Genomic DNA, 6132 nt, shown 5'->3' on the forward strand with positions numbered 1-6132 from the left:
CCCCCTGCCTCGCTCCTGCGCCGGCCCCGCCTCGCTCCTGCGCCGAGCCCCGGGAGCATCGGCGCAGGCCGGGCCGCCGTAACGCTTTGCCCTGCCGCCGCACCGCCTAGTACCGTGGGGGGCGATTGGTGACACCCCACTGGGCTGTGTCATCATCTGCAACGCACCGCGCGCAAGCGCGGTCGTGCTGGAGGCGTCGCCTAGTCCGGTCTATGGCGCCGCACTGCTAATGCGGTTTGGGTCTTAAAGCCCATCGAGGGTTCAAATCCCTCCGCCTCCGCAGCAAGATCCGAAGCCCCGGTCCTGATGGACCGGGGCTTCGGTGCGTCTAGGGCCTGACCGTGACTGTGGGTGTCTTTCCGCAGGTCACAAGGGGTGAGCCATACGGATTTCACATGGCGACGGCAGTCATGTAATGTTCTTCCTGTCGCCGCGAGCGGGCCGAAAGCCCGGGAAGCGAAGACAGAAAACAAAACAAGCACTCGTAGCTTAACGGATAGAGCATCTGACTACGGATCAGAAGGTTGCAGGTTCGAATCCTGCCGAGTGCACACAGGTGAGAGGCCCCCGGAGTGATCCGGGGGCCTCTTGCGTTGGGGCCGTACAGCAGCGAAGTACAGCAACCGTGGTGATCGGCGTCAGCCGTCAGGCGGTCCCTGTGCCGCTCATCGCATCGGACAGCTTGCCGATGGCTTTCCGTACTTCTTCCTCGCTCGCCTCGGCGTAGACCTCCATCGTCATGGCGATCTGCGAGTGCCGGAGGATGCGCTGGGCCACCTTCGGGTGCACCTTGAGGGCGACCAGGAGCGAGCTGCAGGTGTGCCGGGTATTCCGCAGCGGGATCACGCGGAGGCCGGCGCGCTTGGCTCGTAGGGCGAACATGCGGGTCAGGTTCCCCGGTTCGATGGGGGTGCCGTACTTCGTGGTGAAGATCAGGTCATGGCTGCCCTGCCACAGTTCACCGGCCGCCTTCCGGTCGCCGATCTGCTGAGCGCGACGCATCCGCAGGGCCTTGAGGCAGAGGGCGGGCAGCGGCAGGTAGTCGTCTGAGTCCTCGGTCTTGGTCTCGCGGTGCAGGATCTGGCGACCCGCCCGCTGGATCTGGTGGTCCACGTACAGCTCCCCGGTTTCGAGGTCGACGGACTTCCACGTCAGGCCCAGGACCTCACCGCGGCGAAGGCCGAGGCAGAGCACGAGAACCCAGGTGGCGAACAGGTGGTCGTCGCGGGCGGCTGCATCTGCGAGGAAACGGCCGGCCTCGGCGACGGACCACGGCTTGATCCGTTGGCGGCGGGGCTTGGGGACCTTCACCAAGGCGGCGACGTTCTTCGGGATCTCTTCCTCGGTCACGGCGTGGGTCAGGGCCGCCCGTAGCGCGTCACGGGAGCCCTGGATCACTCGGCGGGACGGGTACGACTCGCAGCACCCGCCAATCGCGCAGCGGACGTCCCGGACCATGAGTTTGTCGAGTCGCTTCGTGCCGAGGTGCGGGGCGATGTAGAGCCGGACGTAACCCTCGTACGAAACGTACGACAGCGGGGCGAGGTTGGGCTTCACGATCGAGTCGAGCCAGTACGAGAGGAAGGCGGACAGGGTGCGGTGTCGGGTGGCGACCGGGCCTTGCCTCGCTTCGGCGTGGAGGTTGAGCCACTTCTCGTGGACCTCATCGCGGGTCTTGCCGTAGGCGTACTTGCGGGCCAGCTTGCCGTCGGGCTTGGTGACCCAGACGTAAGCCGCGTAGCCGTTCTTGTACGGGTAGATGGAGCCTTCGCCGTTGCTGCGCTTGCCGCTCATGCTGCCCAGCCTTCGACGTCGGCGGTGTCGGTGGTGACGCGCTGGATGTACTCGTCCACCCAGCTCGGAAAGATCCGCCGGTTGCGGCCGACCTTCACCGAGCGGATCTCCCCGGTGAGCACCAGCATCTTGGTCTTGGAGAGGCCGAAGCCGAGCATGTCGGCGACCTCTGCTGTGGTGTGCCACTTCCCTTCGATCACAGTGGTGGTCATGCGGTGACTCCTTCCAGGGTGAGTTGGTCATGCAGGGCTCCGCGGGCGGTGTCGCGGTTGAGTTGGAGGCCGCGGGCGATGGTTGCGGCGAGGGCTGATTCGCCGGGGGTGTGGCCGTGGCCGGCGTACTGCCAGTCGGCGAGGACCAGGACTGTGCTCGGTTCGCGGTCTTCGAGGCCGAGGGCTTCGCGTTCTTGGGCGGCGCGGAAGTCGGCTCGGGCCTGCCGGAGTTTGCCGAGGGTGGTCGAGTAGCGGCGGGACTTGGAGCTGAAGTGGCCGCGGAAGCCGAGCATGTGGGCCCAGGCCCAGAGTCGCCGTTCGGGATAGAAGGGGTCGAGGTGCTTGCAGGCCTCGATGAGGCGGCGGGCATGGTCGGGGACCTGGTGGCGGTCCAGCTCAGCGAGTTCGCCGATGCGCCGGTCCAGGGTGCCGGTGTTCTCCGCTGCCTTGGTGGCGTACTTCGCTACGTACGAGGCGACGGCCTGTTCAGTGATGTCGGAGCCGTCGCCGAAGGCCTGGACCGGGCGGGACGTCGAGCTGCCGACCCCAACGGAAGGACCGGGCTGGTTGGTCGGCGGCGGCCGGGACGCTGACGCTGGTGTAGGAGTGGCCGGCGGCGAAGCGGATCGCGTCCGTGAGGAGGGCGACCGTTGCCCAGGACGGGGGCGGAGTCTCGGGGCCGTCCGGGCCGTCGATGCGGATCACGGCGTGGAAGTGCAGGGCTGCGGATGGAAGCCGGTCTTCTTCAACTCCGGTGCATAGCCGATGTCGTGCAGCCATGCGGCGGCGACGAGGAGATCTCGCTCCCCCTCGGGCACTGCCGGTGAAGCCTCCTGGGCGCGGGCGGCGACGGCGTGCGTGTGCAGCCAAAGGTTTCCGAGCGGCGGCAGCAGGGGCTCGGCAAGCTCGGCGGCCCCTTGCGGCGTGTCCAGTGCAGAAGGCATGAGTTACCGCCCCAGCCGAGGGCACTGACGGCCGACAGCCCGCACCAGGTGGTCCGGAGCATGGCGGCGCGGCCTGCCTCATGTCTGCGCCCCGGCTGGCCGCGCCCGTCGGCGCGCTGCGTGCGGCGGGCGAAGGTCAGAGAAAAGCCGTGTGGCTGGGGCGGCCGGCTCCACGGCTTTACCCACCTCCCCGGTCAGGGACCCGGCGTCGAGCAAGACCAGGGGCCACTCGATCACTTTGCGGTCAGGCTCAAGAGCTGACCGAGTGGCCAACCAGCGTACGGCCCCCTGATCATGCTCGACTCCAGCCCGGGCAGGCCACCGGCCAAACCTGCTCCATCGGCCTGGATGTCTGGTGCAGCACTTCAGTCAACCGAGGCCCGAACAGCCGCGATGCAGTCCATAATGATCGGTAGAGGGCGATACGGGAGGGGTCCACGTGCCAAAACAGATGGAGTTTAAGGAGGATCGAGTGGGACTGCAGGAAGAGATTGTGAAACGGTCTCGGGAGATTCACACCGACCGTTACAGCATGGCGATTAATGAAGCCCTATCCATGTACGAGAATGCAGATCTAGAGATTCATCCCGAATTTCAAAGGATCTTCCGGTGGGGGATCCAACAACAATCCCGCCTCATTGAAAGTGTGTTTCTCGGAATCCCTATTCCGCCCATTTTTGTTGCGGCGCGAAAAGACGGGGTATGGGATGTCGTAGATGGAGTTCAGCGACTGTCGACCCTCTTTCGCTTTATGGGGGCACTGCGAAAAGACGACGGCGACCTTGACGCCCCTGAGCCCCTGACGTCTGGAGACTACCTAAAGAGCCTTGAGGGTGTGGTGTGGAATGAATCATTGACCCCTTCTGATGGCGAAAACAGCACCGCCCTCTCCGAAGCTCAACAACGCTTTTTTAAGCGTGCTCGGCTTGACTTCCAGATCGTTGAACATACAAGCGATGAGCAGGCGAAGTTCGATTTGTTTCAGCGGCTAAATAGTGGTGCTCACCTCTCCGAACAGGAGGCGCGCAACTGTCTTGCCGTGATGTTGGACCCCACGTTCTTCAGGTGGCTCCAGCAGCTTGCGCAAGGACCCGAATTTGCGCAAACCGTCAGCATTAGCGAAAGGCAGGAGGAGGAGGCTTACGGTGTTGAACTCGCACTACGCTACCTCTCTATCGTTACCGCGCAGCGGTCAGGCCTTTCCGGTCTCGCTGACGTGGGCGAGTTTCTGACTTCCCGAATGCGTAGTTTCATCGACTCTTCAGATTTCGATCGAGATTTCGAGCAGAAGCGCTTTGTAGACATCTTCTCTTGGCTCAATGAAGCCCTGGGGGAATCCTCTTTTAAGCGGTACGATGCAGTAAAGTCTAAGTACAGCGGCCGGTTCACAGTTTCTGCGTTTGAAGCGGTAACAACCGGCTTGGGGCTCAACTATGAGCAGTGGAAACAGCTAGACGATGGCGTCCGGCCTAAGCTTCTGCGTCAGAGGGTGCAGGCCGTTTGGAAAGACGAGACATTCCAGAATCGGACAGGCGCAGGAAAGTCGGCAGACCTCCGCATCCCGTATATGTTCGAGGTTGGCCAAAAGGTCTTTTCCCTGGGGGATTAGTGCGGACGCTGATTGAGCTCCAGGATGCACTGGACGAGGATCTGGCTTGGCGCCGCAGCGAACTTCACAGTTACCTCAGTACTATTCGAAGGGCAACATCCGAAAGTCCCACTCAACGCGCTCTCTGTCGTGCTGGTGTACCTCTTCTGTATGCACACTGGGAGGGGTATACGAAGCACTGCCTATCGATGTATCTCCATTACGTCGGGCGTCGCCGTTTGACCTACGGTGAGCTCCACCCCGCCTTTGTTGCACTTGGGCATGAGTCGACGCTGGACTCTCAAGAGGGCTTGTCCGCGACCCGGCGAATCGTGCGAAGGGCACAGGCGCTACTTTCAGGAGATACAGTACGAGCGCAAATTCCTTGGCGTCGAGGTGTGGACACCCAGTCCAACTTGAATAGCTCCAGATGCTTCGATCTATTCGAATCGCTTGGCCTAGACGCTTCTCCCATTCAGACCAAAACAAGGCTGATCGATTATGAGCTTCTAAGGGTGCGAAATGAGATAGCTCATGGGCAGTACCTTAGCGTCGATGCCGACTCGTACGAAGAGCTCCATTTGGAAGTGCTCGGCATTATGGATTTTGTGCGCAATACAGTTAGTGCCGCAGCCGAGAATCAGGCATACCGAAGGTCCAAGGAAATCTAGGGTGCAGCAGCGCTCCAGGACCTGCCCAAGGAGCACCGGCTGGCCATGTTGGCCGAGGCGCTGGACAGCTCGGTCCAGCCCCAAGCCGCACCAACTGATGCCATTGCATGGTCACCCCCGCCGGGATGTTGCTGTACAGCAGCGAAGTATCGCAACCGCAGCAACCATCCCCGTCCGTTAATACCCCTCTCGGGTTCCACACCGGGTAAGACCGTCCCTGACCGTCCCTGACCGATCCTGCCAGATCTACGGATCAGAAGGTTGCAGGTTCGAATCCTGCCGAGTGCACATAGACAAGAGGCCCGGACGAGAGTCCGGGCCTCTTGCGTTGTCGGCATGTCCGCGCATCCCGGCCGTTCGGGGGATGCGCGGGCGGTCTCGGGGCGTAGCCCGGCCTGCGGGGCATCCCTTGATGGACGAAAGGGAGACATGATGCCGCTCTATCTGTCGAGGTTCAGCTACACGCCGGAGACCTGGGCGAGGCTCATCGGCCACCCCGAGGACCGGGCCAAGGCCGCTCAGTCGTACATCGAGTCCGTCGGCGGCAAGCTGCACGGCTTCTGGTACGCGTTCGGGACTCGCGACGGCTACAACCTGTGGGAGGCCCCTGACAACGTCTCCATGGCCTCGGTCGCGCTGGCGATCAGCGGAGGCGGCGCACTCAGTTCGTACGAGACGACCGTTCTCCTGACCATCGACGAAACCATGGAGGCCCTGCGTAAAGCCGGGCAGGTTCAGTACCGGAAACCCGGCGCGTAGCGCGTAGCGGTCTGAATGACCGCCGATGACCGACCTCCTGAGAGGCCCCGGACCAGAGTCCGGGGCCTCTTCCGGTTGCCGCGGACGCGGGGTGGGTTGTCAGTGGCGGGGAGCATGCTGGGGGTATGGCGTGGTGGTGTGCGGGGGTGCGGTGGGTCGAGGGG

The 6132-nt window shown here is 63.1% G+C and carries 6 protein-coding genes, 2 tRNA genes and 1 pseudogene; 5 read left to right on the forward strand and 4 right to left on the reverse strand.

What is annotated here, in order from left to right:
* The first annotated feature begins 189 nt into the window (after positions 1-189).
* Together GUY60_RS32560 and GUY60_RS32565 are read left to right on the forward strand one after the other, a co-directional pair.
* A tRNA-Ser gene (locus tag GUY60_RS32560) sits at positions 190-280 on the forward strand.
* A 198-nt stretch (positions 281-478) separates the two neighbouring features.
* A tRNA-Arg gene (locus tag GUY60_RS32565) sits at positions 479-551 on the forward strand.
* A 94-nt stretch (positions 552-645) separates the two neighbouring features.
* Here the strand turns inward: GUY60_RS32565 and GUY60_RS32570 are convergent.
* The 4 genes and pseudogenes from GUY60_RS32570 to GUY60_RS32585 all read right to left on the reverse strand — a co-directional run bounded on the left by GUY60_RS32570 (position 646) and on the right by GUY60_RS32585 (position 2950).
* Entirely contained in the window at positions 646-1794 is a 1149-nt protein-coding gene (locus GUY60_RS32570; RefSeq protein ID WP_161704454.1) for a site-specific integrase, read from the reverse strand.
* Positions 1791-2006, reverse strand: a complete 216-nt coding sequence (locus GUY60_RS32575) for an excisionase family DNA-binding protein (protein ID WP_161704456.1) — start codon at positions 2004-2006, stop codon at positions 1791-1793. The genes GUY60_RS32570 and GUY60_RS32575 overlap by 4 nt, the downstream gene beginning before the upstream one ends.
* Positions 2003-2732: pseudogene (gene repSA / locus GUY60_RS32580) on the reverse strand (replication initiator protein RepSA); the annotation flags it as partial. The gene GUY60_RS32575 and the pseudogene repSA, both read right to left, overlap by 4 nt.
* Positions 2708-2950 (reverse strand): HD domain-containing protein, encoded by a 243-nt coding sequence (locus GUY60_RS32585; protein WP_246235943.1) that lies wholly within the window; start codon positions 2948-2950, stop codon positions 2708-2710. The pseudogene repSA and the gene GUY60_RS32585, both read right to left, overlap by 25 nt.
* Before the next feature lie 472 nt (positions 2951-3422).
* On the opposite strand from GUY60_RS32585, the gene GUY60_RS32590 reads away from it, so the two are divergent.
* The 3 genes from GUY60_RS32590 (at position 3423) to GUY60_RS32600 (ending at position 5968) form a co-directional block, all read left to right on the forward strand.
* Positions 3423-4559, forward strand: a complete 1137-nt coding sequence (locus tag GUY60_RS32590; RefSeq protein ID WP_161704458.1) for a DUF262 domain-containing protein — start codon at positions 3423-3425, stop codon at positions 4557-4559.
* Complete coding sequence (locus tag GUY60_RS40010; RefSeq protein ID WP_161704460.1) at positions 4559-5209, forward strand: MAE_28990/MAE_18760 family HEPN-like nuclease; 651 nt, start codon at positions 4559-4561, stop codon at positions 5207-5209. Before GUY60_RS32590 ends, GUY60_RS40010 begins: the two co-directional genes overlap by 1 nt.
* Positions 5210-5641: 432 nt before the next feature.
* The gene (locus tag GUY60_RS32600) at positions 5642-5968 is read left to right on the forward strand and encodes a GYD domain-containing protein (RefSeq protein WP_161704462.1); all 327 of its coding nucleotides are present in this window, start codon (positions 5642-5644) and stop codon (positions 5966-5968) included.
* Positions 5969-6132 lie beyond the last annotated feature (164 nt).

It is taken from the genome of Streptomyces boluensis, from assembly GCF_009908195.1.
In the GTDB taxonomy this organism is placed as follows: domain Bacteria; phylum Actinomycetota; class Actinomycetes; order Streptomycetales; family Streptomycetaceae; genus Streptomyces; species Streptomyces boluensis.